This window comes from Parapedobacter koreensis, assembly GCF_900109365.1.
In the GTDB taxonomy this organism is placed as follows: domain Bacteria; phylum Bacteroidota; class Bacteroidia; order Sphingobacteriales; family Sphingobacteriaceae; genus Parapedobacter; species Parapedobacter koreensis.
In genome coordinates this window covers 221985-248219 of sequence record NZ_FNZR01000007.1, presented here as the reverse complement: position 1 = coordinate 248219, position 26235 = coordinate 221985, and the positions used below count along the sequence as shown (strand labels likewise).

Here is a 26235-nt window from a genome sequence, read left to right as displayed (position 1 = left end):
AATGTTTTGAGGCTGTCCATACAACCTCAAAAACATTTGCTCTTTTCTAATCTTTCTGTGATTCCTTCGCCCACGTATCGCGGAGTGTCACTGTACGGTTGAATACCGGATTCTCGGGTGTAGACTTGGTATCAAGCGTAAAATAACCCTTGCGTATAAATTGGTAGCCCTTGCCCGGAACGGCATTCAGCAAGTCAGGTTCGATGTACGCATTTTCAATGATTTGTAAGCTATCCGGATTGATGGTCGTTTTGAAATTTTCGTCAGCAGCGGGATTTTCCACATTGAACAGCCGGTCGTACAGCCTTACTTCCACTGTTTTGGCATGTGGTACGCTTACCCAATGGATGGTGCCTTTTACCTTGATGCCGCTTGTGTCTTCGCCGCTTTTGGACTCGGGAATGTAGACGCAGTGTACTTCAGTGACGTTGCCTGCGGTGTCTTTCACAAAATCCTCGCATTTGACGATATAGGCATGTTTAAGCCTGACCATCAGCCCCGGAGCAAGCCTGAAAAATTTCTTCGGCGGAATTTCCATAAAATCTTCGCGCTCTATCCATAGCTCACGGCTGAATGGGATGTCGCGTTCGCCTTCGCCGCCTTCCACTTCCGGGTTATTTTCACCGACCAATATTTCCTGGTTGTCTTCTGGATAGTTGGTAATGATCAGCTTAATGGGATCAAGTACGGCCATACGACGCCATGCGGTTTTGTTGAGGTCTTCACGGATACAAAATTCCAGTAATCCTACATCGATGATATTCTCCCGTTTGGCTACGCCGATGCGTTCGCAGAAGTTGCGGATGCTTGCCGGTGTATATCCGCGGCGGCGTAATCCACTGATTGTCGGCATACGAGGATCATCCCAGCTTTCCACATAGCGTTCATTGACCAACTGCAAGAGCTTCCGCTTGCTCATCACGGTATAATTGAGGTTGAGCCGGGCAAATTCATATTGTCTTGACGGGAAAATTTCCAATTGCTCGATGAGCCAGTCGTAGAGCGGCCGGTGGGGTACAAACTCAAGTGTGCACACCGAATGCGTGATTTGCTCGATGGAATCGCTTTGCCCATGTGCAAAGTCATACATCGGATAAATGCACCAGTTATTGCCAGTGCGGTGGTGATGTGCGTGCTTGATGCGGTACAGTAGCGGATCGCGCAGGTGCATATTGGGATTGGCCAGGTCGATTTTGGCCCGCAGGACTTTTGCACCGTCAGGATATTTGCCATCACGCATAGCTTCAAATAGGCGGAGGTTTTCTTCCGTGCTGCGATCGCGGTAAGGAGTAGGTTTGCCCGATTCGGTAGGTGTACCCTTGGAAGCGGCAATTTCTTCCGATGTGCTGTCATCCACATAGGCAAGCCCCTTTTCGATGAGTTTTACGGCATAGCCATACAACGTATCGAAATAGTCAGATGTATAGAGTTCTTCAGCCCATTGGAAGCCCAGCCATTTAATGTCGTTTTTGATGCTCTCTACGTATTCGGTTTCTTCGGTCACCGGATTGGTATCATCAAACCGTAAGTTGGTTTTGCCGCCATATTTTTGGGCCAGTCCAAAATTGAGGACAATGGATTTGGCATGCCCGATATGAAGGTAGCCGTTGGGCTCGGGCGGGAAACGGGTGAGTACCCTACCACCGTGTTTGCCAGTATGTATATCTTCTTCGACGATTTCTTCTAAGAAATTGAGTGATTTTTCTTCGTTTACCATGACGCAAAGGTAATTATTAGTTGGCTGATTTTTTTATTGCAATATGCTTTAAGCGATAAGCAATCCGCTATAGGCTATCAGCCGACAGCCTGCCATCATAAAAATTAAAAAATAAACCATCTTGAAGCATTTATGTCTAATTTTACGTTTTCCTGCTAAATCGGCAAATATGAATAAACTGCATATCACCCTGTTGTTGTTAATCGCCCCGCTGTGGGGAATGTCCCAGAGCAAACGCCCTCAGGTATTGGTGTATGGCTATGGTGCGGATGCTTATGCTGCGGCAATTCAATCGGCTATGTCAAACCTGAACACGGTCTGGGTGGTAAATGGGGACAAAATGATGCCCGAATTGACGTCGGATATGATAGCAGTGACCTCCAATGCCAACTTGGATGCCGGGGTATGGGCCAGTCTTTTGGCAAGGACCCTGCGACATGATAAGCCCGGTGATTCCCTGTCATCCGTGGCCAAGCGGCGGATAAATCCCAGGATTGTGCAGAATATCCTGGATAGTGTGATAAAAGCAAACCAAAATTTGACCATCGTTGAGCAGGGGCAATTGCGGTCTGTCAAAAAATCGGGCAAAGATTGGCAAGTTGAGCTGGCGGATCGAAGCCGGTTCAAGGTGAGGGCAGTGGTGGATGCTTCAGTTGATGCTTATCTTTACCAATTGGCGAAGGGAAATACGGATAGCATAACCACGCGAACGACGATTGCGGATAACTATTTCCAAGTGGGGGCTTATGAGGGCCTATCCCGTACCGGTGTAGTGGTTGGCGATTTGGGTGGCCGTTCGTTTACATTGCCGCTGGCTTCCCTGATCCCTCCAGATAACAGCAACCTGTACCTGACCCATAGACTACCAGCTGTCCAACGCTTACTTAGTGGTACAGCTGATGATATTCCGTTGCTGATGCACGTGGGACAGGCCGTTGGAGCCGCAGCGGCATACACCGCCTTTTTTAAGACAACTTCGGATAAGCTAGATAGCCGGAATGTGCAGGGCGAATTGCTACAATATGGAGCGCGGTTGATTCCTTTTGGCGACGTGCCCATTGAAGATCCACATTTTGCAGCTGTCCAACGCGTTGGCGCCACAGGTATGCTGCTGGGTAGGATGGAGGGTGATGGGCGGCTGTATTTTGATGCAGATAAGCCCGTAACGGCAAGCGAAATCAAACCCGTTTCAAATCAGCTTTTTTCAAGGAGTCAGATCTGGTTTGTCGATCATGCCGATATTGATACCCTGACATTGGCAGACTTATTTAGCTACATCAAATTCGTTGGGCAACGCGGAAATGAATTAGAAGGGCAAGTACAAAAAAATTGGAAACGCCGGTTTCAATTAGAAGGGGAATATGACGAAAATATGCTGGCGACCCGTAGGCTTGTGACCGTGCTGTTGGATGCCTATTGTAAGCCATTTGACGTAAAGATAGGGTTGGACGGTGCTATCCAACGATAATTGGTGAATGAGTGCCGGCCAAAAGTTAGCCCCAGCTGATGTACCGGGGCGATTTGGCCTAAACTAAGCTAATCTGCCTTTTGATGCTTTCTTCAAGGGAGATGATGGTTTCCGTCCGCTGTATGCCCTTTACGGATTGGATGTCTTCATTTAATACTTTTCGGAGGTGCGTAGTATCCCTACATACGATTTTTGCAAACATACTGTATGTCCCCGTGCAATAATGCAATTCCACTACTTCTCGTACTTGTTTTAGTTGCTCGACGGCATTATTGTACTGCGAACCTTTCTCTAAGTAGATACCGAGGAAAGCTGTAATGTCAAACCCGACCTTTTGCGGGTTAATTATTAGGCTGGATCCTCTGATGATACCTAATTCTTCCATTTTTTTCATCCGTACATGGATGGTTCCGCCAGAAACAATTAGTTTTTTTGCGATTTCTGTATAAGGAATGGAGGCATCATTCATCAAAATAGATAAAATCTGTATATCTAAGTTGTCAAGGTCTAAATTTTCATGCTTTTTTTCCATAAATAATAATGTTTTTTCAAATTATATCAAATTTAATTACAAAAAACGTAAAAATTGAATTTTTTTCATAAAAAAACTTTAAAGAATCAATATTATTATTACTTTTGTATCAATCAGTCAGCAAAAAATGATTAAAAATGCTGATTATAGCGTCGCCCTCCCTCAATTTAATATAGGTTTATAATTGGTTAGCGTAGAAGCTCCTCTCCCAAAGGAGCTTCTTCCTTTTTTGCATCACCGATTGATTTACTGGGCTTGTTTCTTTTGTCCAATTTGGTAGTTGAAATTGGTATTTATTATTAATTCTTTAAATTTTGGCCCTAAATTACGGTTATTTATGAAAATATTTCAGCTTTTTAATGTTATATATTAAAAGCGTACATTTACATAAATGTTTGGTTGTGCCTCTATGGAAGCGGAAGACGTAAGAATTTCCCGGAAAAAGCCTGTATATCCCGTTACCGTTGCGTTGCAGAAGTATCTGCGCAGCTATCAACGTGATGCCCGTATGCCCATTAGTTATAAAAATCTAATGGACTTTTACGAAACCGTACCTGTTATTGATAAAAATGGGAAAGATACATTATGGGAAACGCCTATTTATCCGCCTCACGTACAGGAAAATCTGTACAATGGATTGAAAATTATCTATGCTGAGCTCAAAGCTTCCGGTAATACACGCATCGTAGAACACAAATATATTGATCGGGTGGAATACTGTGCTTTTGGCAATACACATCCTTTTAGGATACGTATCGTGAACCGGCTGAACGATGTGTATGACTATTTCTATGTGAAACAGGCCGATGCGTCCCGGATATATGGGTTGGAATTGGAACAAATTATATCGCCCAATCCGGTGAATTACCTGGTGGATGGGCAAACGCTCGTGGAAGAGCATATCGTAGGCATTCCCGGTGATGTGTTTGCAAGGTCATTGATGTATAATCCGGATTATAATCCTAAACGGATTGCCAAGGAATTTGTGAAATTCAATGAACGGTGTATCATTACCTTGCTGGGTGATATGCGGGCTTATAACTTCGTGGTGCAGATTACGCCCGACTTCGATGATTTCCAGTTCCGGATTCGTGCAATTGATTTTGACCAGCAATTTTATGAGGGCAATCCAAAAGTATATATGCCCCAGTTTTTTAAGGATAACTTGCCTTATGTACGGCTTTGCATGGAACACCTTACCGATCGTACGGTACTACAGTACCAGCAGGAAGAGCGTTCGTCTATTGTGCACCGCGTGCGTAGCGAGCGCCATCGCATTGCTGCTTTGCGTGATGTATCGAATACCGAAGAATTGTCTACACCAGCCAATGTAAAGCAACTCCGCGAAGGCTATGCTCACTACTACCAAAATAACCATTACCTCAAATGCCGCACAATGACAGATATCATCGAGCTAAACGTGAAAAATGTCATCAGACAGGTAAAGTTATAAGCGGTCACTTCAGCCGGTCGGCATTATCGCGGACGAACGATTCCCATCCTGAATAGCTTCTTTTTTTTGACCCTGAAGGGTTGTTTTGAAAGGCATGGCAGACGGCTACAGCCAATCCATCCGTAGCGTCAAGGAACTGTGGAGTTTCCTCAAATCTTAATAAGGTTTTGAGCATGGCTGCTACTTGTTCTTTGGTTGCGTTGCCATTGCCGGTGACCGATTGTTTGATTTTACGCGGGGCGTATTCAAAAATGGGGATATTCCGGTTCAATGCAGCTGCCATGGCTACGCCCTGTGCACGGCCGAGTTTAAGCATCACTTGAATGTTTTTGCCATAAAATGGCGCTTCCAAAGCCAGGCAATCCGGCTGGTATTGCTCAATAAGGGCATTGGTTTTTTGAAAGATGCGTTGTAATTTGAGACCATGATCATCCAAATGGTCTAATTTGACCACGCCGAGGTTGACAAGCGAAAGTAGCTTGCCGGTTTCTTTGATGATACCATAACCCAATACCGCTGTACCGGGATCAATGCCCAATATGATTCGCTCCTTGTTGGCGGGTTGTCGCATGGTGCAATATTACGGCTTTTCAATCGAATAAACTTCATAGGTGTGTGGGACTTCCGCACAGGCCTATGAAGTCTTAAGGTGCTATCAGGTCATTGGGCAATAGCCAGCCCGATGGGAAGTGTATAGACCACGCGTACCGGACGGCCATTCTGGATGCCAGGATTCCATTTTGGCGAAGCGCTTAGCAGCCTGATGGCTTCCTCACCGGTGCCGAATTTAAGGTCGCGTACGACCGTGATACCGGTTAGCGAGCCGTCGCGTTCTACAACGAATTGGAGGACGACCCGTCCCTTCACGCCGTTTTCCACGGCTTGCGGTGGATAACGGTAGTTTTGCCGTACATAATTCAAAAACGCTTCCATCCCACCGGGAAACTCTGGTTCGATTTCCACGGATATGAATGGCGTATCATCTTTAGCACCGCTTTCGGTCACTTCTGCATCTGCTTTCCCATTGCCCGTAGGTAGATCAATGTGGATAGCAGCATCGGGGTTGCCTACGACGTTTTGAGAACTCGGGTTGGCCAACTGAAGTACAGCTATTGACGGTGGTTCCTCTGTGACCCTATCGGCATTGACCACCACGGGCACGGGCATGCGCACCTGACTGGTACGGGGCGCTGGTAGAGCAGCGGAGGGTGGCTCCGGCATTTCTGGGGCAATTGGTGGGGGAGGAGTCAGCTCAACGACAAATCCTTCATCAAGTGGATGGGCCAACGTAAGGCTGGCTGCATTGGGAAAGAACCTGCTTTTGATAAGCGGCGCAAGTAAGGAGACAACAAATATGCTGGATGCGATGAGCAATGCAAGATTGACATTTTTAGAAGCATCCCGACGCAATACATAGGCACCATATTGCTTATTGCGCCCGTCGAAAATGATATCCAGCCAATTTTGGCTGAAAATATCTTGTTTTGGATAGTACATAACGAAATGAGATTAATGAACAAATAAAATCTGAACAAAACGGCCGTTATGTTTTTATCCGGCAGGAGAGCAAGCCCCTGTTTCCGTATGGATGAAGTTTTATATACAATTCCATAAATCGGTATATAGGTTTGGCCGCTAAAAATTAGTAACATTGCACGCAAATCATCGGGTTTGAGCAACAGGACGAAGAAGATATTAGGTGTGGTACTCAAGGCTGCTATTTTGCTTTTGGTGGCGTGGGTACTGTATCGGAAACTCAATAATCACCAAAATTTGCGCGAGTTTGGGCGGTTGATGCGTGACCTTGGAACCCACACCGTCGCAACTACACTATCTGTAGTGGTCGTATTGATGTTTGCCAACTGGTTCTTGGAAGCGGTTAAATGGCGATACCTTTGCCGGTATATCGAGCGGATAAGCCTATGGACATCCGTTCAGTCGGTCTTTTGCGGGTTGACGTGGGCGGTTTTCACGCCCAACCGAATCGGTGAATATGGAGGAAGGGTTATGTTTCTCCAGCCGCGTAAGCGTATTTTCGGTGTGGTAGCCATGGGGATAGGCGCATTGGCTCAGCTGGTACTGACGAGTGTAGCGGGATCGCTTAGTATTGCTTGGTTTGTCAATCGTTTTTTCGATGTCAGCGTTGCTTCAGGTATCGCCATATGGTTATTGGCGATGTTATATGCCGGTTTTTTCCTTGTGCTTTATTTCAATGTAAAATTGATTAATAGCTGGATCAAACGGGTTGGATTCCTCCGCAAGTTTCACCGTTTTTTTGAAATCCTGACCCGTTACAGCCGTCGTGAATTGACGGTGGTCTTTCTCAATTCATTGGCAAGGTTCGTGATTTTCACCTCACAGTATTGCATACTGATGCTCGTCATTATTCCGAGCATCGAATTTCTGCCCATGTTGCTGATGATATTTATCCTGTTTTTTGTGCAGTCGGCGTTGCCTACGCTCGATCTCTTCGATTTCGGTGTCCGGAGTATTACAGCGAGCTATTTGTATGCACACATTACCGATCAGGATATTGCAGTAATGGCAATAGCTTCTTGCATTTGGTTTATAAACCTTATATTGCCCGCTATTTTGGGTTCGGTCTTTGTTTTAAAAATTAATTTCTTTGGCGACACAGCTAATTAATGTTCTCTTGGCGGCATTTACGGGAATATACGCAATATTGGTATGTTATATGCGGGTCGGGTGGTCGGCTTTGCCATTTTTTTCAAAACGGAGTATTCCAAATATAAAGGTCAGTGTGTTGATAGCTGCAAGGAATGAAGAAGCCAATATCGGACGTACGCTTTCGGATATACTGGCGCAGGATTTCCCCGCAGAACTGCGGGAAATCATCGTTGTGGATGACCATTCTACCGACAACACATCAGCTATCGTGCGATCGTTTGCCGATCAGGGTGTCAAGTTGCTGAAATTAAATGAGTCCGAACCTGTAAATTCTTATAAGAAGAAGGCGATATCCACAGCTATAGCCGTCGCTTCAGGGGAGCTTATCGTCACGACGGATGCCGACTGCCGCATGGGCAAGAGTTGGCTATCGACGGTTGTGAACTATGCAGCACAAAACAGCAGCTTTCTGGTCTCTGCTCCTGTGGTGTATTCAGAACAACGGAATTTCTTCGAAGAGCTACAGACGTTGGAGTTTCTCTACCTCATCGGGCTTGGGGCAGCTGGTATCGGACATCGACGGCCGTCTACCTGCAACGGAGCAAACCTGGCTTATCGTCGTGACGTGTTTCATGAAATGGGTGGCTTCAATGGAATCGACCATCTGGCTTCGGGCGATGATGAACTGTTTTTGCACAAGGTGGCAGCAAAATATCCCGATAAGATTGGGTTTTGCAAGTCAAGGGACGCTATTGTCTATACAGATGCCAAGAAGACATTGCGTGGATTTATTCATCAACGTAGGCGGTGGGCCTCTAAAAGCACGCATTATAAAAACAAAGGGCTTGTCGTGTTGGGTGTAGCGATTTGGCTGTTCAACAGCTTGTTGTTGTCAACGGGCATATTCGCACTGTTTTTTAATGCCGCATTGTGGCCGGCATTCACGGTTGCCATTTCCTTGAAATTGCTTGTGGAGTTTTTCTTCTTATATCCACTGGGCAAGTTTGCCAAACGTACAGACCTACTGATCTATTTACCATTGCTCACGTTTTTACATATCGTATACATGACCTATATCGGTATTGCTGGCAATATCGGTAAATACCAATGGAAAGGGAGGCGCGTCAATTAAGCACTATCTTTTCCTTGATGCGCGCTTCGGTCTGCGCAACGACCTCTTCCGCGCTGAGTCCTTGGGGCTCAATGGGAGTGAGCACTTCCCATGACATCCGTGTAAAGGTGTTAAGCGGAAAAAAACCATAACGCACCATTTCCCATGAATGATTGATCGCCACCGGCACGACCAGCACGTTGGTGGCTTTTTTCAATATCACCGCAATGCCACCAACGTTAAAAGGTTTAACTTTTCCTGTTTTGGCACGGGTGCCTTCAGGAAAAATAAAAGCCGACCAGTTTTTGGCCTTCATGTTATTGGCCAGCTTAAGGATTTCAGCGATGGATTGCTTGGGATCCTTGCGGTCAATATTGGCTGCACCGCCATGGCGGAGGTTAAAGGAAATACTGGGGATACCCTTGGCCAATTCTATCTTGGATATAAATTTGCCATGATACTTGCGCAGGAAAAAAATCAAGGGGGGGATGTCGTACATGCTCTGGTGGTTGGCCACGAAGAGGATGGGCCTGTCTGTAGGGAGCTGTTGCTTGTTTATAAAGCTAACCGTATTGCCCAATACATAATAGCACGCAACCAAGCAGCAGTTGAGCGTATCTACGCACTTTTTGTGGGCCTGATACCCTCCAAGCTTCAGACAGAGCCATTGGATCGGATGGAATACGGTAATGATGACGCCAAAAAGCAAATAAAAAATGGGGGAAAGGATATAACCAAAAAACTTTCTCATTAGCAATACGGGATAACCAACTGGTCTCAGCTGCAAAGATATTATTTAAACAACGATTACCAAATATAGTCGTGCGATCGGAAGCTGTTATTCATGGAGTGTATGAAGCTGCTCAAAGTACGTTCTTGTATACGTTCCTGGCATGGCATGGTCGCCTTCTTCGAAGCTGAAGTTTACGGCGTTAATGTTGGGGAGTTCCGTATATGCATACGTAGCTTCCAATAAATACATTTGCGCTCCGGAAGATCCCATTTGTTGGGTGAGGTATTGTGCGTCTGCTACCTGTAGGTAAAGGGTATCGTTGGAGACGTTGTTTGCCGTTATCGTAATCTCTGGATAGTTAGTGATTAATGCTTGGGTCAAAGCTTCAATGGTCAATAACGAAGCGTCAAAATCCGGGTTCTTCTCGGCTCCAAGCTTTTCGGACGCCTCATCGAAAACGGCGATGTATGGTAGGGATAGCAGTGGTGCCGCGTTGTCTTCCGCGATTTCGGTCGTTACATCGCTAACTGTATTTTCCGAAGCGTCATCCCGTGATTCGTTTTGGCAAGAAAAAACAACAAGCATGCTAAATACCGACAGGAATAATTGAAGTAGATTTGGCGTTTTCATCTCGTTTTAGTTATCTTTTTATTAATTCAGGGTGTGGTGACCGCGACGGGTAGCACTTTCCCGTTGAAAAGCCGGTGGCCAGTCAGGGCAAAGTGGGCGATATATTCGCCCATCTCCGATGCCGTCACTGGCGATTCGTATTGTGGAAACGCTTTACGAAGCATTTCTGTTTGCGCCGAACCCAAAGCTAAGCAATTTATTTTAATAGCTTTGTCTGTGAGTTCCAAAGCGAGGCACTCGGTAAGGGCGTGCAACGCGGCCTTGCTGGCCGAATAAGCAGCTAAGCCCGGGAATTTTACACTGCCTTGGAAACCTCCCATGCTACCGATATTGACAATATGGCTACCCGGATGCATGAACGGCAACACATGCTGGATCATGCGGACATGGCCCAAGAAATTGCTTTGGAACATATCGGAAAACGCATCGATTGGAGTTTCTTCAAATGGCCTGTTGATGAGCGCGCCCGCATTGTTGATCAGGATGTCTACCTGACCGAGCTGCGCCCTTACAAAAGGCAGCAAGACATGCTCATAATCACCCTGTCCAATGTCAAAAAGAAGGGTGTGTATGGTGGATTGAGCATGATGGCGGGTAGCTTCGGCCAATTTGTGCAAGCCACTTTGCGAGCGCGCTATCGCAATGATGCGGTGCCCTGCTGTGGCCAGGCTCAAGGCGGTTTCAAATCCAATGCCGCCACTTGCTCCGGTAATAACGATAGTTGCCATGGCTGTAATTTTTAATTATTTTCGTCGTCATTGCCCATTTCCGCTTCTTCCGTGGTGGGTAGCCTTTCTTCGCCCAATTTTTGCGGGCGGAAGATGAAGTAAGCGCCTAAAGCCGCTAAAGCCGCAGATGTCAAATAAAAAAGCAAGCTAATCAACAATGCCAAATGCTCGTTTAGTTCAAAATACTGGGCCCCATAGACATTCACCATTTCGCGTGCACCAAGTCCACCTACGGTGAATGGAACCACGGCTACCAATGATGAAAGCAGGAACATAAATAAGTATGGGGAAAACTTGCCTTCAAAACCCAGCGCATATAACAGGAAAATGGCACATACTACCTGCATAGACTGTGTGCCCAGCGCCTTGATATGGGTCTTGATAAAATGACGGCTATAGACGGTGAAATACCGGCGGAGTACGGCATAATAAGCTATTGTGCCGAGTGCAACGGCTACGATGGGGATTTCATTAGGAATTTCCAGGCGAGGTATAAAGATGACCAATGCCGAAGTTATCAAGCATAAAGCCCAGAGACCACTCAGGCGGTCGAAAAAAACCGCTGATAAAAGATGACGGCCCTTGACCTTGAATTTGCGCCGCAGAAAAAAGATTTTGTAACCATCGCCGCCCACGCCGCCGGGCAGGAATAAGTTATAGAATAAACCCAAAAGGTAGAGCTTGAAATTATAGCGTTCGGACAGCTCCAGCCCCATATTGCTGAAAAAGCCATTGAGCCGGGAGGAAGCGATTACAATCGAACAGGTGTATGCAATAAAGGCCAGTGCCAAAAATAGGGGATTGGATGCGAGTAATGCCTCTTTCAGATCCTTTGGCTCCACTTTGTTGAACACCCAATACAACGCCCCGGTTGTGACCACAATTTTGAGCACTGTCTTGGCCGCACGCCAAATTTTTTTCTGAGCCATATATACGTAGTTGATAAACCCCAAAGGTAAAAAAAGGTAATGACTTCATAATCCTGCCTCAGCCGAAGATGAGGGGGTAAAGCCGGGCATATAGCATAATCACATAGATGATCAGTAAAAACGCATTGAGGGACAGCATCCAATTAAGGTCGGTCTTCTGATAACGGCTGCGGAGCGTGATGATGAGTAAAACGAGAAAGCTCAGGAAAAGTAATCCGGGAAATATAAAAGCCCATTTATTCTCAATATATACAAATGTTTGGCCCAGTGGCCTAATGGTTTCTTGTTCAAGGATTACAGGCGCAAATGCAAATAGCAGCAATAAAATGAACAACCGTACCAGCAGCTTAGCAATAAATTTGCTGATGGTATGGTTTTTGGAAGACGTCATACAAATTATTATTTCTTAATGCCTTAAAAAGACAAACATACAGGAATATTCCACACTACACGTAAAAAAACAAACATTTTATAGCAGGAATCTATTATCTTTACAATTTCTTTTAAATACTATGAAGCGATTATCATTTCTGTTTACCGCAGTATTATATGGCTCCTTTTTCTTGATATCATGCTCTTCACAGCAGGGCACGACGGGAGGGTCACCCTCTGCTTCTGCTTGGCGCGGCGGCGTGAAAGGACAATGGGTGTTACATTCGGTAGATAAAGAGAATTTCTCGGCAGCCTTTTCTGTTAAGACTATTTTTGAGGAGGCTCCGGCAGAATGTTTTATTGGCAGTATCTGGAATTTGCCGAACAATGGTAAGGGAAGCATTACGTTTGATGCGGAAGGAAAACTTTGTGCCCCTGGTGCTGTACGTAATATCGTTTGGTCGATTTATAATCCCGGAAAGGAGGGTGGTGAGCCTCAATTTCAGTTTAAAAAGATTTATCCCGGAGACAAACCGAGTAACGTGACCGCCGGCTACCGGCTGGATTTGACTTATGCGGATGAGCAGCAGCTTACCTTGCGGATGCCGGTGGATTTGGAGGGCAAAACAGGGTATTTGATATTTAATTTCGAACGGTTTTAATAATTACACGTTTAGCGCATCGTATTGTTAAGAATATAATGATTGTAAACCTATTAATTTGTAATGTATGAAAGCATGTGTATTAGCGCTGCTATTTGTAGCGACCCTGTCAGTGTCTTCTTTCGCCCAGCAAGACAAAAGCCAGCGGGCAAGTCCGCCAGACAGTGTTAAAGTAACCACGAATGATGGTGTAACTATCGAAATCCACTATAGTAAGCCGTCACTTAATGGGCGTCAACTGGGTAGCGAAAAGTTTGTGCCATTGGGTAAAAGATGGCGTACAGGAGCCAACGAAACCACTACGTTTGAAGTAGACAAAGATGTCCTGATTCAAGGGCAGTCATTGCCCGCAGGGAAATACGGCCTTAATTCCATTCCCGGTCAAGAAAACATGACCCTTATTTTCAATAAAAAGTGGGATCAGTGGGGTACGCAATATGATGAGTCGGAGGATATCCTACAGGTGACAGCCACCCCGACGAGCAGCAATGATTCGAAAGAGCAGTTTACCATTACCACTGATAAAGCAGGTGTTGTCACCTTGTTATGGGGAAATTGGAGCGTGCCTTTTACCGTGAAGGCCGCAAACTGATTTCGTATTATTGATAAATTTAACCTCATAGCGCGCCAGTCTATGAGGTCTTTTTTTATGTTAATCGTAATAAAATAGTGAAAGGTATTATTTTGGCTGGGGGCTCCGGTACGCGGTTGCACCCGTTGACATTGGCGGTAAGCAAGCAGTTGATGCCTGTATATGACAAGCCAATGATCTATTACCCCTTATCCACGTTGATGCTGTCGGGTATCCGTGAAGTGCTGATTATTTCCACACCCCACGATTTGCCCGCTTTTCGCAAGTTATTGGGAGATGGATCGCAGCTGGGCTGTTCGTTTTCCTATGCGGTGCAGGAGGTTCCCAATGGGCTGGCTCAGGCCTTTGTGATAGGCGAGCAATTTGTGGGAAATGATAAGGTGGCATTGATACTGGGCGATAATATTTTTCATGGGGAGGGTTTGTCACGTTTATTGCAGCAAAGCGCAGATCCCGAAGGAGGCGTGGTATTTGCCTATCCCGTATCCGATCCCGAGCGCTACGGTGTGGTCGAGTTTGACGAACAACGGAATGTGGTTTCCATTGAAGAAAAGCCCACCCATCCCAAATCTAATTATGCGGTTCCCGGCTTGTATTTTTACGACAATTCGGTGGTTGAAATCGCCCAAAGTATCCAGCCATCAGCACGTGGTGAATATGAAATTACCGATGTCAACAAGGTTTATCTTGAACAAGGACGGTTGAAAGTAGGTGTATTCAGCCGGGGCACAGCGTGGTTGGACACCGGGACATTTACCTCCCTCATGCAGGCAGGCCAATTTGTGCAGGTGATTGAAGAGCGGCAAGGGCTAAAGATTGGGTGTATTGAAGAAGTGGCTTACCGCATGGATTTCATTGATGGACAGCAGCTTGAGGCCATTGCACAGCCATTACTGAAAAGTGGGTACGGACAATACCTTTTGAAATCGGTATTGAAAAAAAACAGTTGACCATAATGCCAAAAACAGCGCTCATAACCGGTATAACTGGGCAAGACGGTGCATACCTGGCCGAATTCCTGCTAAAAAAAGGGTACCATGTGCATGGGCTAAAACGGCGGAGCTCGTTGTTTAATACGGATCGGATTGACCACTTATACCAAGATCCCCATGAGTCCGATAAGCGTTTTACCCTACACTATGGCGACCTTACAGATGCGACCAATTTGATTAGGATTGTCCAGGAGACCCAGCCGGATGAGATTTACAATTTGGCCGCGCAAAGTCATGTAAAAGTAAGTTTTGATACACCAGAATATACCGCCAATGCAGATGGGCTGGGGGCGCTCCGTATATTGGAGGCCGTTCGTTTACTTGGACTTGGGCGCAAATGCCGATTTTACCAAGCTGCCACTTCAGAATTGTACGGATTGGTACAAGAAGTACCCCAAAGCGAACGGACGCCGTTTTATCCGCGGAGTCCCTATGCCGTAGCCAAACTGTATGCTTACTGGATTACGGTCAATTACCGGGAAGCTTACGGTCTATATGCCTGTAATGGCATCCTGTTCAACCATGAAAGCCCTGTACGGGGAGAGACCTTCGTGACGCGCAAGATTACGCGCGCTGTGGCGCGTATTGCGCTTGGGTTGCAGCAAAGGCTTTTTTTGGGCAATCTTGACGCACAACGTGATTGGGGGCACGCAAAAGACTATGTAGAAGCCATGTGGCTGATGCTTCAGCAAGAAGAACCGACTGATTATGTGGTGGCTACAGGTATCACCACTACTGTGCGCGATTTTGTGCGGATGAGCTTTGCCGAGGTGGGGATAGAAGTGGAGTTCAGTGGCAAAGGGGAGCGTGAGAAGGGTGTAGTCATTGACGTTGATGAAAATCGACTCCGCCAGTTGGATATCGATCCAGCAGCTATAAAATTTGGGCATACCGTAATAAAAGTAGATCCTAAATATTACAGGCCCACCGAGGTAGACCTCTTGGTGGGGGACGCTACCAAAGCCCGGCTCAAACTGCGCTGGCAACCTAAGTATGACCTCAACGCCCTCATACAGGATATGGTACATGCTGATCTAAGGCTTATGCGTAAAGAAGAGTACCTAAGACGAGGCGGGTTCAAAACACTGAATTATTTCGAGTAGCGTAGGCATCAAATTGCCTTCCACTTACCTGAGCAAAAGATGTTGGAACAATTTTTGCGTAAGGGTACCGTGTGTTAGGATAGCGCTTTGATGTATAGCCATGCAAGAAATACATACCATACAAGAAACAGGTTTTGAATCCAAGCCTGCAGAAGTAAGAAAGGATTCCACAAAGATTTATTTTTTTGTGGTGGCTATCGTGGCGTTGCTCGCTACCAATGTATATTTTTATATCAAGTATAAAAATACGGGTGATAAGGTTCATGAATTGACGGATGAACGGGTGAATATGCAGGCTGAAATCGATCGAATCGAAGCTGAGCTCGATCGGTTGACTGACGAAAACGTTGTCCTTAGCACTTCATTGAAAGCGGCCCAAGACAGTGTTCGTACGACAATTGTGGAATTGCGTACCCAGCTGGCCCAGCATAATCTTACGCAGGAACAATTGGCCAATGCTCAACAAGAAATAAGCCAATTAAAACAACAAGTGTTGAAGTATTTGAACGAAGTGGGGAACCTTCGTAATCAAAATGCGCAGCTTACTTCCGAGCGGGACGAGTTGAAGCAAGAGGTTTCTTCGTCTTCTAATCGGGTAGCCGCACTTGAAGAGGAAAATACGGATTTAACTGGCAAGGTTAGATTGGCAGCGGCTCTTAAAGTGTCAGGTATTTCAATAAATGGTGTCCGCGATCGCAGCAATAATAAACAAAGTGTAGAAACAAAAGCGCGCAGGATTGATAAATTTCAGATTAATTTTACAATAGCGGACAATCCATTAGCTCAAATAGGCATGCATGATGTCTATGTCCGTGTAATTGATCCGAATGGCAATTTACGAACCATTGACAATGGTCTTTTTGAAGTTGATGGTGACCAAATTCAATACACTTACAAAACAGCTATCGACTTTGCAAATGACGGCGCTGATTATATTATTGAATGGAAGGATACAAAAGGATTCCAGAAAGGTACCTATACCATATTGTTATACGCAGATAGTACCGTCATGGGACAAAGCAGCGTAGTACTTAAATAAACCAACTTTTCTTAGATGACATTTTGTTGCTTTCGCCGCGCTTTTACGGATGGGATACGTAGAAAGAATGTGGTGCCTTTCCCTACGTATGTTTCATATTGGATACTTCCACCCATTCCTTCCACGGCCTGTTTCACAAATGCGAGTCCAAGCCCGGTTCCTGAGCTTTTGGTCGTAAAGTTCGGCTGAAATAATTTTTCTCTTGCTTCGGGGCTTATTCCATGGCCATTATCCTGCAAAGCTATCAAGACGTAGCCATCCATATCGTAGGCAATAATGACATCGATATGGCACCTGCGTTTTGTAATGGTAGCCTCTATCGAATTTTTCATCAAATTGTTGAATGAACGCAGCAACTGGTCGCGATCTCCTTGGATTTTAATAGTGTCATCGCCACAGTGGTTGAGAATCTGTATTTTTACACCTACGTTATTGCTGAATACTTCGGCTGCCTTATTGATGATATCCAGCACATCCACTTCTTTAAGCTGCGTATCCGGCATCTTGGCAAACTCTGAAAATTCAGAAGCAATGAGTGAAAGGCTGTCAATCTGTTCGATGAATGATTCACTGAACCGTGCAAACCGTTCATCAAATCGGGGATCCTTTTCTTTCCACGAACGTTCCAATTGTTGGATGCCCAATTTAAGGGGGGTCAATGGGTTTTTGATTTCATGGGCCACCTGCTTGGCCATTTCCCGCCATGCAGATTCACGTTCCGAGCGCATGATGGTATTGGCGCTTTGCTCCAGCGCAGCAATCATCAGGTTGTATTCCTTGATAAGGCTGCCAATCTCGTCATGCCTTTTCCAAAAGATAGGTTCGTTTTGCTTGCCGATACTGGTTTTTGCAAGGCTACGTTGCACCAGTGCGAGTGGAGCTGTGATTTTGTTGGCCACGAATACCGCAAATAAACCCAGCACCAAGATAATCAAAGCATAAATATTGACCAGCGTATTAAGCAGCAGCCCTACGTTTTGGTCAAATTCTTTTTGATAGCTGTAGTGGGGCAAGCTCAAAAAGGCCACCGGCTGGTATTCATCGTTTCTGATGGGGGCGTAAGCCGCAATGAAGTTTAAACCACCGATATGCTCGTGTTGCAAAAACTCCGATCGCTGATATCGTGCAATGTGCAGCCATGCCTGCGGATTGATGTAGCGGGATGTCAATTGGAGATCATATATGCGTGGCTGCGTGGAATAAATCAGCTGGCCATCAGTGCCGTAAAGGTTCAAATCAGAAGCAATGGACTCTGCAATAATGTTGAATTGCTCGTCCGTGGATATCCCACGGTTGGTATTGGATTCCTTAAGTATCCTTGACTCGTATCTTCCCGCAATATCCACTACATATTTCAGCACACCATTTTCTTGCTGTTTTTTAAACTGGCTGCTTATACTAAAGAAAGTGATGACACCTACGACAATCAAGGTAAATATTACGGCTACGACGATAAATGTTTGGATGCGCGTGCTGTATAAGACTTTATTTGTGAGGATCAAGAAACTCCATTTAAGATTCCTCAAACTGAAGTCGTTGCTGTTTAGCGTCAAGACCAACCACCGGGAAATAAAGGCCAGCATGGCGAACAGCAAGAAAACGAGAAAAATGAAGGACAACGCTGCCAATTGCATCCAACTGTTCTGCTGGCGCTGGCTGAGCACAATCAACGTTCGGCTGTTTGGACGGTACATCATGTGTTCAAATCCACCCTCGTCGCCAAGTGCGATATATTTGCGTTGTTCCGTAGGATAAGTCTCGCCGGACAATGGATACACATAATCACCGTACTGGCTTACCAAGTTGCCGTCCCGATAAAATGCATAAGCATACCGAGTGATCAATTCTGTTTGTTGCTGGTCTATCCTGCTGTCTGCAAGAATATCGGGGTATGCAGCCAATTGGCTGAATGATCGGTTTTGCAGTTCGATAAGCAAGGTGCCTAATGGATTTCCATCTTCTTCCACAGGAAGCTGGGCGAAATATTCAAAATTTCCGAATCGACTATTGCCGCGATAGAAATTTTCTGATACTTTGATGGCACCTGATATCACTTTTTCACGATAAGCTTCCCGTTTACTTGTAGAGCTTGCCCCGATGGGGAACCAATTGGTATCGTATTCATTGGCTACAAATTCATACCTGGAGAGGTAGCCACTTAGATAAGTACGTTTTAGATGTTCATTAAGCAGTTCTTGGTTTTCGCCTTTCGGTTGCTTGAAATAATCAATGAGAACGGGATCTTTGACAATTTCCTTTTCCAAATCATGGAACAACGAAAGCGCATTGGCATCATCCACCGCCTCCAGTTTCGAAATGGCTATCTTTTGTTCTTCTTCTTTTTTATATTGCTGAAATTCGCCATGTTTTATAGCTGTTATTGCCGCAAGTAATAGCAATGTGGAGATGAAGATGGCTAAGTCGAATTGGCCTTTTCGTTTGAAATACCAAGCGCGTAGCCCAATTAATATGCTGAGTAAAACGAACGTTATTGGAAAATCAACAAGTGAAAGCGCACCGAAGTAAACATAGATCCCTGCTGAGCAAAAGACAATAGCCGCCCCAATGAAAAGTAGCCTGCGCGAATCGGGAATCAGGGTGTGGGCAAGCTCTACCAATAGGTCGATAAGCAAGAGGAGAGACATGATACTCAGACACAAAGCAACTATTCCTATCCAGCTATATGCGCTGAGGCTCAGGATATTCGTTACGTCAAAATTAATGTCTGAGTTGGTGACAAGGCCAGAAAATACTTCGGATATGGCATGGCTCACAAAATAAATCAGCAAACCAAATAGGAATATAATGGCAAAGCTCCCTGTTTTGGAATAACCAATGGTCGGGATCTTCAGTCGGTACCTGAAGGTGTATAAATATCCCGTGAACCAAGTGAAAGCAATGATATTGAGCAGGAAGCCACCTAAATGTGGGAAAAGAAAGCTGGAAGCAAAATTCCTCGGATCAAAGATTCCAGTATAAAAATGGGAAGCCAATAAGCCATAGTGCAGATCCAGGTAACGGACGCCAACCAGACAGCACGCAAGGAACAGGACAGAAGACCAAACCCATCCCTGTTTGGCAAGCCAGATACAGATGATGTTGAACAAGAGGATGACCGAAAATCCTGCAAGCATCCACATAGCCAGTTCCAGTTTGGAAAAAAACGTGTCGTGATGCCCATCACGGAGTTTGACGGAAAGCAGGTATTCCCCCGTCACGCTTCTGATGTTGTAGATGAGCTGATCAGCATATTCGGCTATCTCGAGGTTATTCGTTTCGATGAGGTCTTTCGAAAACGTATTCTGTAGGTATTCATTATTCTTCTGGAAATCTGACTTGATTGGGATTAAAAATAGCGCAGAAAAATTGCCGACGTTTTTTTTAATCGATTCGTACCAGCCATTGTCGGCTTTAATGATATCAACACCGTTGCGTATGCCCGCGTCGGTCTTGGGGACGAACTTATCTGTCCCCCAAATCACCAATTCATTATTTATATAAACGAATGGGTAAATTTCATGCTTGTTGACGAGGTAGTTGAGCATATACTCGGTATGCTTAACGTCCGTGTCCAATGTTTTAAGCGCTTCGAAAAGAGCTGTGTCATTAAGGAAATTGTAAACGATTTGCTCCTTTTTGTGCAGGTTGCTTTGGAGTGTGTGAGCATCGAGGAGAAGGACTTCTTCGTCATTGAACGTGAGGTTAATGGTGATGGCCGTGCCTATGAAGCATAACGTCAACACCATCAACAACAACCTTATTTTGACAACTGTACTCACGAGTTACACGATGATTCCCACGTAAAAATAGAAAATATCCCCGATACCGGGGGTGCTTCCGCACCGGATAATAAAAAAAACCTCCCACAATTGTGCCATTGTGAGAGGTACATTAGAAGAAGATGGGCCGTATTTATATCAGTGGGCTTCCTCTTCTTTAAAAAGTTTAGCTGTGAGATACTCGCGGTTCATCCGGGCAATATTCGTCAGCTTGATACCTACTGGGCATTCTGCTTCGCATGCACCGGTATTGGTGCAGCTGCCGAACCCTTCGGTATCCATTTGGGCCACCATAGCCTGTGCTCGGCTGTAGCGCTCGGTTTGTCCTTGGGGTAGCAATGCGTATTGCGAAATCTTGGCCGATACGAACAACATGGCCGATGCATTTTTGCATGCCGCCACGCAGGCGCCGCAACCAATGCATGTTGCGGATTCAAATGCTTCGTCAGCCACCACTTTGGGAATAGGAATCCCGTTGGCATCCGGTACACCGCCGGTGTTTACATTGACGTATCCACCAGCCTGTTGGATGCGATCAAATGCCGTACGATCTACCGCGAGATCTTTAATTACAGGAAATGCAGCAGCGCGCCAGGGCTCAATGACGATGGTCTGCCCATCATGGAAGCTGCGCATGTGTAATTGGCAGGTAGTCGTGCCTTGTTTCGGGCCGTGCGGTCTCCCATTGATATGCAGCGAGCACATACCGCAAATGCCTTCCCGGCAATCATGGTCAAAGTGGATGGGATCCTCGCCCTTACGTACCAGTCCTTCATTGACAACATCCAGCATCTCCAAAAAAGACATATCCGGTGATATGCCGTTGGCCTGATAGGTGATGAATTTACCCCTGGTTTTGTCATTCTTTTGACGCCATACTTTCAACGTCAGGTTCATGTTTCCACTCATGATTATATTCCATTTACGATGTTAGCTATATGATTTACGATGTTGCGTAAATCCGCTGATTTGTATCGACCAAAGTCAGCAATCTAAAATCTACAATCTAAAATTACTTATAGCTCCGTTGTGTCAATTTCACGTTTTCAAATTCCAACGCTTCCTTGTGGAGCGTTTCGGGCTGATCTTCACCCTGATACTCCCAGGCGGCCACATAACGGAAATTTTCGTCGTCACGCTTAGCCTCGCCCTCATCCGTTTGGCTTTCTTCGCGGAAATGCCCGCCGCAGGATTCACGGCGGTTAAGCGCATCGTCCACCATCAGTTCACCCAATTCCAGGAAATCGGCCACACGGCCAGCTTTTTCAAGCGATTGGTTCATTTCCTCATTCTCACCCAGTACGGTCACGTCGCTCCAAAACTCTTTCTTAAGCGCTTGGATAAGCCCTTTGGCTTTTATCAGCCCGGCTTCATTACGCGCCATACCGCAGTACTCCCACATGATGTGGCCGAGTTTTTTATGGATATCATCCACTGTTTTGCTTCCCTTAAGGGAAAGCAGCTTATGCACGTTGTCTTCCACCTGCTTGCGCGTCTTTTCAAAGTTGGGGTGGTTTTTGTCTACCGGGTCGAAGCCCAGTCCGGCAAGGTAATCGCCTACGGTATAAGGAATCACGAAATACCCATCGGCAAGTCCCTGCATCAGCGCTGACGCACCCAAGCGGTTGGCACCATGGTCAGAGAAGTTGCACTCACCTAATGCATATAACCCGGGTACCGTAGTCATCAAGTTGTAATCAACCCAAAGACCGCCCATGGTATAGTGTACCGCAGGGTAGATGCGCATGGGTTGCTTATAGGGATTTTCGTCCGTGATTTGATAATACATGTCGAAGAGGTTGCCGTACTTGGCCCGTACTGCGTCTTCGCCCAGCCGTTTGATGGCATCTTCGAAATCGAGGAATACGGCAATACCGGAGGCACCGACCCCGCGGCCTTCATCTACGACCTCCTTGGCGTTGCGTGATGCCACATCGCGCGGCACCAAGTTGCCAAATGAAGGGTATTTGCGTTCCAGATAATAGTCGCGATCTGCTTCCTTGATATCGGATATTTTTAGCTCTCCCTTGCGCAGCTTCTGCGCCAGCTCAACGGTCTTCGGTACCCATACACGCCCGTCATTGCGGAGCGATTCGGACATCAGCGTCAGTTTTGACTGGTGGTCGCCCGTTACGGGAATACACGTAGGGTGTATTTGCGTGTAGCACGGATTGCCGAAGAAAGCACCCCGTTTGTGCGCGCGCCAAGCGGCGGTAACGTTACAGCCCATGGCATTGGTAGAAAGGAAGAAGACGTTGCCGTAGCCACCTGTGCAAAGCAGCACGGCATGGCCTTCATGGGATTCGATGGCGCCGGTTACCATATTGCGGGTGATGATGCCCCGGGCATGCCCATCAATGGTCACCAGATCCAGCATTTCATGCCGGTTGTACATTTTCACCTTACCATTGTTGATTTGGCGGTTCAATGCCGAATAGGCACCAAGTAGCAGTTGTTGCCCCGTCTGCCCACGGGCATAAAATGTACGGGATACCTGTGCACCACCGAATGAACGGTTATCCAGCAAGCCTCCATATTCCCTCGCAAATGGGACCCCTTGCGCAACACACTGGTCAATGATGTTTACCGATACTTCGGCAAGGCGGTGCACGTTGGCTTCGCGAGCGCGGTAATCGCCCCCTTTGATGGTATCATAGAACAGCCGAAATACACTGTCACCATCATTTTGATAGTTTTTGGCAGCGTTGATCCCCCCTTGGGCAGCAATGGAGTGTGCGCGCCTTGGGCTATCCTGATAGCAAAACGCCTTGACGTTGTAGCCCAATTCGGCAAGGGATGCGGCGGCGGAAGATCCGGCCAATCCGGTACCTACCACGATGATGGTGTATTTCCGCTTATTGGCAGGGTTGACCAATTTGAGGTTAAACTTATGTTTCGACCACTTTTCGGCCAACGGCCCTGCTGGTACTTTTGAATCTAACATACAAATAAATCTCTGTTGTATCATGAAGCTTCCGCGAAAGCGCGGCAGCGTCGTAAATAGCTTAGCTGAAAAAATAAAAATAAATGGGCATAGCTGCAAACCCGATGGGAATGGCTATCCCGAAAAACCAGATACCGACAAACCGGATAAGGGGGGCATACCGCTTATGGTCAAAGCCCAATGTCTGGAATGCACTTTTGAATCCGTGGATGAGGTGGAACGAAAGGGCCGCCATTGAGATTACATATAATGCCACCAACCCCCAGTTTTTAAAAGCAAACTGGACTTGCCGGTATAAATCCCTTGCTTTGGTGATTTCGACGCCGTTGTCCGTATATTTGGTATATTCGCTGAATCCGTCGGCAGTCAATTCGGTGGCTGTCGTTTCCTGCGTGGACAAGTCGGTACGGTATTCGATGTAAGGCACATCATCATTATGGTATTTCCACCAGAAGTTGCTCATGTGTGTCACGATGAATACCAGCAATACCGTGCCGAGTATTCCCATGTTGCGTGAGTTCCAGGCACTGTTTGCAGCGCCGTTGGTCATGGCGTATCGCACAGGACGTGATTTCCGGTTGTGGATGGTCAGTATCAGGGCGTAAATCGCATGTATGATAATCGAAGCATACAATAAATAGGAGACGGCCTTGATAGGTGTGAAATGGGTCATGAAATAAGCATAGTCATTGAAAGCCTTGCCCTGATCATGGTAAAATAGCTGTAAATTACCAATCAAATGGACAATTAAGAACGTACACAAAAACAGACCTGTTAAACTCATTATCAACTTCTTCCCCAGTGATGAAGAAAGCAGATGTTTGGACTTACTCATTCTCCTCGATTATTTTAAATTTGGTAAGCAAATCTACCAATAGATTTAATATCGGTGAAAACAAACAAGGAAAATCGGTAATTTAGAACTGTTCTAAGTTTTGGCTGGATAATAAAATGCCATGCCGTTTATCGGCATGGCGTAGATGGAGTAATGGGATACTTTTCTGTTCGTCAGAACAAGCGGTATCCAATTCCGATAGTCCAAAGGTTGAGCTTTTGGGGAGCGGCGTCATTTTTGCTCAGTTCGCTTAGCCCATGCTCATAGCGCAAGTCTGCGCGGAAGTTGCTGATATCGAGCCCTAAGCCTCCCGTGACTGCCCAAGCCTGGTTTTTATACTCGCTGAATTCGGTCACTTGTCCCAATGATTCACCAATACTTTTATCCACGACAAACGAAACCACCGGGCCGGCATGAATACGTAGCCCAACAGGGCCCAAGCCAATGCGCGTGCCCAATAATAGCGGCAAATCCAACGAAGTAAACGTTACTTTGCCCTCTTCGTCCGTGCCTACCAATTTGGCTTCCGAACTTTTGCCCGTGACGTAAAGCTCCGGTTGGAAATGCACGCCGGCACCACCAATCCGTGCCCAAATACCGGCTTGGTAACCCGTACGTGTGCTTGCGTCCAGCCAACCGCCGTCTTCCGACTTCAGGCTCGAGAAATTGAGCCCTGCCTTAAGACCAAATTGGACACTTGGCAGCAATTGCGCGTTAGCACCCAAAATTGTCGATGTCAAAAAGAAAACAAGAATAAAACACTTTTTCATAACTTCAATCATTTTAGTTCATATCAAGGCAATTCTTAAATCACCTGACTGAAATGAAGGTTAGCAAAATTCAAGCCGAAAATGATTCGTACATAACAAACTTGGTCAGGACAGACGGAATCCCTACTTTTGTGGGAAAAACAACTAAGATATGGCAGCTATCAAAATAACACGGGAAGAATGGGACGTATTGAAGAAAAAATTCCTTCGTAAATACAATCACCTATCTGATGAAGACCTGGCTTTCGAAGAAGGCAAAGAGGATGAGTTAGTCAATCGGTTGGCCAACCGCGTGCGGCGCAATCGGGATTATGTGTTGTTCACCCTTCAGAAAGGCTTAGCGGATTTGAAAAGCAATCGGTTATAAGCATTATGGAAGAAATAGCTTGGCAGGACTTTGAGAAAGTGGAGCTGCGTGTGGGTACTATCATCGATGTTGCAGATTTTCCAAAAGCAAGGAAACCAGCTTACAAACTTCGCGTTGATTTTGGCGAGGTGATAGGTGTCCGCCAAAGCAGCGCACAAATTACGAAACATTACAGCAAAGACGAATTGATTGGCAAGCAAATAATCGGCGTGGTCAATTTTCCGAAGAAGCAGATTGCTGATTTTATGTCAGAATGTTTGATTACCGGCTTTGCCGATGAAAACGGTGATATTGTACTCAGTGCCATCGAGCGCCGGGTACCCAATGGAACCAAGTTGATTTAACTATCAAATGAAATACATCAACTTTGAAGATGCGAGCGACGCCGTCTCTGACGAGATCTACATGAAAGAAGCATTAAAAGAGGCACAGAAGGCCCTGGATCAGGACGAAGTGCCCATCGGCGCCGTGATTGTATGCAACGGAAAAATCATCGGACGCGGGCATAATCTGACGGAGCGGTTGAATGATGTCACCGCGCATGCAGAGATGCAAGCCTTTACGGCAGCAGCCAATTACATTGGTGGGAAATATTTGCAAGATTGTACATTGTATGTGACCATCGAGCCTTGTGTGATGTGCGCAGGGGCGGCCTACTGGACGCAGATTACCCGTATCGTTTTTGGAGCGAACGATCGAAAAAGGGGATTTTCAATTCATGGTAATGACTTATTACACCCCAAAACAACAGTGATAAGCGGCGTTTTGGAAAACGAATGCGCAGCACTTGTAACGTCATTTTTCCGTAATAAACGGAATAAGTAATCAAGCGTTAATATTTCGGTAAACAA

General features: G+C 46.0%; 26 protein-coding genes. 12 read left to right on the top strand and 14 right to left on the bottom strand.

Features of this window, described 5'->3' with window-relative positions; translation table 11 throughout:
• Positions 1-46 precede the first annotated feature (46 nt).
• The gene (locus tag BMW65_RS17210; RefSeq protein ID WP_090607231.1) at positions 47-1717 is read right to left on the bottom strand and encodes a glutamine--tRNA ligase/YqeY domain fusion protein; all 1671 of its coding nucleotides are present in this window, start codon (positions 1715-1717) and stop codon (positions 47-49) included.
• Between the two features lie 169 nt (positions 1718-1886).
• On the opposite strand from BMW65_RS17210, the gene BMW65_RS17205 reads away from it, so the two are divergent.
• Entirely contained in the window at positions 1887-3185 is a 1299-nt protein-coding gene (locus tag BMW65_RS17205) for an FAD-dependent oxidoreductase (RefSeq protein WP_090607229.1), read from the top strand.
• A gap of 58 nt (positions 3186-3243) precedes the next feature.
• Here BMW65_RS17205 and BMW65_RS17200 read toward each other — a convergent pair whose 3' ends face one another.
• The gene (locus BMW65_RS17200; protein ID WP_090607227.1) at positions 3244-3717 is read right to left on the bottom strand and encodes an Lrp/AsnC ligand binding domain-containing protein; all 474 of its coding nucleotides are present in this window, start codon (positions 3715-3717) and stop codon (positions 3244-3246) included.
• A 409-nt stretch (positions 3718-4126) separates the two neighbouring features.
• Between BMW65_RS17200 and BMW65_RS17195 the strand changes: the two genes are divergently transcribed.
• Positions 4127-5170, top strand: a complete 1044-nt coding sequence (locus tag BMW65_RS17195) for a hypothetical protein (protein ID WP_090607226.1) — start codon at positions 4127-4129, stop codon at positions 5168-5170.
• A gap of 4 nt (positions 5171-5174) precedes the next feature.
• Here BMW65_RS17195 and ruvC read toward each other — a convergent pair whose 3' ends face one another.
• Both ruvC and BMW65_RS17185 read right to left on the bottom strand, forming a co-directional pair.
• Positions 5175-5741, bottom strand: coding sequence for a crossover junction endodeoxyribonuclease RuvC (ruvC, locus tag BMW65_RS17190; RefSeq protein WP_090607224.1), 567 nt, complete (start codon positions 5739-5741; stop codon positions 5175-5177).
• Positions 5742-5830: 89 nt separating this feature from the next.
• Positions 5831-6667 carry an energy transducer TonB gene (locus tag BMW65_RS17185; protein ID WP_090607223.1) on the bottom strand — a complete coding sequence of 279 codons (837 nt, stop codon included), beginning with the start codon at positions 6665-6667 and terminating at the stop codon, positions 5831-5833.
• Positions 6668-6841: 174 nt separating this feature from the next.
• On the opposite strand from BMW65_RS17185, the gene BMW65_RS17180 reads away from it, so the two are divergent.
• Together BMW65_RS17180 and BMW65_RS17175 are read left to right on the top strand one after the other, a co-directional pair.
• Positions 6842-7816 carry a lysylphosphatidylglycerol synthase transmembrane domain-containing protein gene (locus BMW65_RS17180; protein ID WP_090607221.1) on the top strand — a complete coding sequence of 325 codons (975 nt, stop codon included), beginning with the start codon at positions 6842-6844 and terminating at the stop codon, positions 7814-7816.
• A 115-nt stretch (positions 7817-7931) separates the two neighbouring features.
• A complete protein-coding gene (locus BMW65_RS17175; RefSeq protein WP_394332224.1) occupies positions 7932-8930 on the top strand; it encodes a glycosyltransferase family 2 protein in 999 nt (332 codons plus the stop codon).
• On the opposite strand, the gene BMW65_RS17170 is transcribed toward BMW65_RS17175, so the two are convergent.
• The 5 genes from BMW65_RS17170 to BMW65_RS17150 all read right to left on the bottom strand — a co-directional run bounded on the left by BMW65_RS17170 (position 8923) and on the right by BMW65_RS17150 (position 12320).
• On the bottom strand, positions 8923-9660 hold the full coding sequence (locus tag BMW65_RS17170; RefSeq protein ID WP_090607220.1) for a lysophospholipid acyltransferase family protein: 738 nt from the start codon (positions 9658-9660) through the stop codon (positions 8923-8925). The two genes, BMW65_RS17175 and BMW65_RS17170, sit on opposite strands and share 8 nt — an antisense overlap.
• Positions 9661-9747: 87 nt before the next feature.
• Positions 9748-10272: a hypothetical protein gene (locus tag BMW65_RS17165; RefSeq protein ID WP_143053913.1), complete on the bottom strand. Its 525-nt coding sequence runs from the start codon at positions 10270-10272 to the stop codon at positions 9748-9750.
• Between the two features lie 26 nt (positions 10273-10298).
• The gene (locus tag BMW65_RS17160; RefSeq protein ID WP_090607217.1) at positions 10299-11000 is read right to left on the bottom strand and encodes an SDR family NAD(P)-dependent oxidoreductase; all 702 of its coding nucleotides are present in this window, start codon (positions 10998-11000) and stop codon (positions 10299-10301) included.
• An 11-nt stretch (positions 11001-11011) separates the two neighbouring features.
• On the bottom strand, positions 11012-11929 hold the full coding sequence (locus BMW65_RS17155; protein WP_090607349.1) for a lysylphosphatidylglycerol synthase transmembrane domain-containing protein: 918 nt from the start codon (positions 11927-11929) through the stop codon (positions 11012-11014).
• 58 nt (positions 11930-11987) lie between these two features.
• Complete coding sequence (locus BMW65_RS17150; protein WP_090607215.1) at positions 11988-12320, bottom strand: hypothetical protein; 333 nt, start codon at positions 12318-12320, stop codon at positions 11988-11990.
• A 121-nt stretch (positions 12321-12441) separates the two neighbouring features.
• Here BMW65_RS17150 and BMW65_RS17145 point away from each other — a divergent pair, with 121 nt between their 5' ends.
• From BMW65_RS17145 to BMW65_RS17125, 5 genes are all read left to right on the top strand, one after another.
• A complete protein-coding gene (locus tag BMW65_RS17145; RefSeq protein WP_090607214.1) occupies positions 12442-12963 on the top strand; it encodes a hypothetical protein in 522 nt (173 codons plus the stop codon).
• Positions 12964-13030: 67 nt separating this feature from the next.
• Complete coding sequence (locus tag BMW65_RS17140) at positions 13031-13555, top strand: DUF2911 domain-containing protein (protein WP_090607212.1); 525 nt, start codon at positions 13031-13033, stop codon at positions 13553-13555.
• A 77-nt stretch (positions 13556-13632) separates the two neighbouring features.
• Positions 13633-14505: a glucose-1-phosphate thymidylyltransferase RfbA gene (rfbA, locus tag BMW65_RS17135; protein ID WP_090607211.1), complete on the top strand. Its 873-nt coding sequence runs from the start codon at positions 13633-13635 to the stop codon at positions 14503-14505.
• Between the two features lie 5 nt (positions 14506-14510).
• A complete protein-coding gene (gene gmd / locus BMW65_RS17130; protein WP_090607209.1) occupies positions 14511-15650 on the top strand; it encodes a GDP-mannose 4,6-dehydratase in 1140 nt (379 codons plus the stop codon).
• Between the two features lie 100 nt (positions 15651-15750).
• A complete protein-coding gene (locus BMW65_RS17125; RefSeq protein WP_090607207.1) occupies positions 15751-16689 on the top strand; it encodes a hypothetical protein in 939 nt (312 codons plus the stop codon).
• A gap of 11 nt (positions 16690-16700) precedes the next feature.
• Here the strand turns inward: BMW65_RS17125 and BMW65_RS17120 are convergent, their stop codons facing one another.
• From BMW65_RS17120 to BMW65_RS17100, 5 genes are all read right to left on the bottom strand, one after another.
• Positions 16701-20468 (bottom strand): sensor histidine kinase, encoded by a 3768-nt coding sequence (locus BMW65_RS17120; RefSeq protein WP_177181184.1) that lies wholly within the window; start codon positions 20466-20468, stop codon positions 16701-16703.
• A 138-nt stretch (positions 20469-20606) separates the two neighbouring features.
• Positions 20607-21377: a succinate dehydrogenase/fumarate reductase iron-sulfur subunit gene (locus BMW65_RS17115; protein ID WP_218145443.1), complete on the bottom strand. Its 771-nt coding sequence runs from the start codon at positions 21375-21377 to the stop codon at positions 20607-20609.
• Positions 21378-21480: 103 nt separating this feature from the next.
• The gene (locus tag BMW65_RS17110; RefSeq protein ID WP_090607204.1) at positions 21481-23412 is read right to left on the bottom strand and encodes a fumarate reductase/succinate dehydrogenase flavoprotein subunit; all 1932 of its coding nucleotides are present in this window, start codon (positions 23410-23412) and stop codon (positions 21481-21483) included.
• Positions 23413-23473: 61 nt separating this feature from the next.
• On the bottom strand, positions 23474-24247 hold the full coding sequence (locus BMW65_RS17105; protein ID WP_090607203.1) for a succinate dehydrogenase cytochrome b subunit: 774 nt from the start codon (positions 24245-24247) through the stop codon (positions 23474-23476).
• 173 nt (positions 24248-24420) lie between these two features.
• The gene (locus tag BMW65_RS17100; protein WP_090607346.1) at positions 24421-25017 is read right to left on the bottom strand and encodes a porin family protein; all 597 of its coding nucleotides are present in this window, start codon (positions 25015-25017) and stop codon (positions 24421-24423) included.
• Between the two features lie 151 nt (positions 25018-25168).
• Between BMW65_RS17100 and BMW65_RS17095 the strand changes: the two genes are divergently transcribed.
• The 3 genes from BMW65_RS17095 to BMW65_RS17085 are packed head-to-tail and all read left to right on the top strand — an operon-like array spanning position 25169 to position 26209.
• Entirely contained in the window at positions 25169-25384 is a 216-nt protein-coding gene (locus BMW65_RS17095) for a hypothetical protein (protein ID WP_090607201.1), read from the top strand.
• Between the two features lie 5 nt (positions 25385-25389).
• Positions 25390-25728 carry a tRNA-binding protein gene (locus BMW65_RS17090; RefSeq protein WP_090607200.1) on the top strand — a complete coding sequence of 113 codons (339 nt, stop codon included), beginning with the start codon at positions 25390-25392 and terminating at the stop codon, positions 25726-25728.
• Between the two features lie 7 nt (positions 25729-25735).
• Positions 25736-26209 (top strand): nucleoside deaminase, encoded by a 474-nt coding sequence (locus BMW65_RS17085; protein WP_090607198.1) that lies wholly within the window; start codon positions 25736-25738, stop codon positions 26207-26209.
• The last annotated feature ends 26 nt before the right edge of the window (positions 26210-26235 follow it).